This is a genomic window from Vibrio sp. 1978, from assembly GCF_033344345.1.
Genome location: NZ_JAWPOP010000214.1, coordinates 1 through 926, shown reverse-complemented (window position 1 = coordinate 926; position 926 = coordinate 1). Strand labels below are relative to the sequence as shown.

Genomic DNA, 926 nt, shown 5'->3' with positions numbered 1-926 from the left:
GATCACGACCATGAAGGCGGCTGCTGTGGCGGCGAAGAGAAGGGCGACGACCACGAATGTTGTGGCGGCGGCGGTTGCGGTTCTCACTAATCGCATGCTCTTCACTAGATAAACGCATCTAGTAAAGCTTTAAAAAAGCGCAAGTTGAGGTTTCAACTTGCGCTTTTTGTTTATCTGCGGTGTAGTGCAAATCATACAAGGAATAACAGTGGACAAAGCGATGACGAAACCGTTCTCAATTGCCATTCACGGCGGAGCAGGCACCATTTTGCGTGAACAAATGAGTGATGAACTTCAGCAATCCATCTTGGCAGACTTAGAAGCTGCGGTAAAAGCAGGACACCAAATACTCGAACAAGGCGGAGAAGCGCTTGATGCGGTGGTCGCTGCGGTAAAAGTACTGGAAGACTCTCCCAACTTTAATGCGGGTAAAGGCTCGGTTCTTACTCACAACGAAATGGTAGAAATGGATGCCTCTGTGATGGATGGTCGCAACCTTGCCGCAGGTGCTGTCGCGGGCGTTAGACACATTAAAAACCCGATCGAGTTGGCTCGGGATGTGATGCTTCGCAGCAACCATGTGTTGTTGGTTGGTGAAGGTGCTGAGAAGTTTGCTTTTGAACAAGGCCATCAATACACCGAACAAGATTACTTCTTCACAGATCGCCGTTATGAACAGCTGCTCTCAATGCGTGAGAAAGGTTTGTTTGCGTTATCTGAGTCTCGTTACCCGGATGATCGTAAACACGGCACCGTAGGCGCAGTGGCGTTAGACCAGCAAGGCAACTTAGCTGCGGCGACCAGTACGGGTGGGGTAACCAATAAGCAATATGGTCGTGTTGGAGATTCTGCACTGATAGGCTGTGGCACGGTGGCCGAAAATGGCGTTGTCGCAGTTTCAACTACGGGTGTCGGTGAGTTTTTTA

1 protein-coding gene is annotated in these 926 nt (G+C 49.9%); it reads left to right on the top strand.

The genetic code is table 11. The features are described 5' to 3' along the window. Nucleotides 1-208: 208 nt before the first annotated feature. Nucleotides 209-926 (top strand): isoaspartyl peptidase/L-asparaginase (locus R8N49_RS25635; protein ID WP_318190270.1); only part of this gene is annotated, 718 nt, incomplete at its 3' end.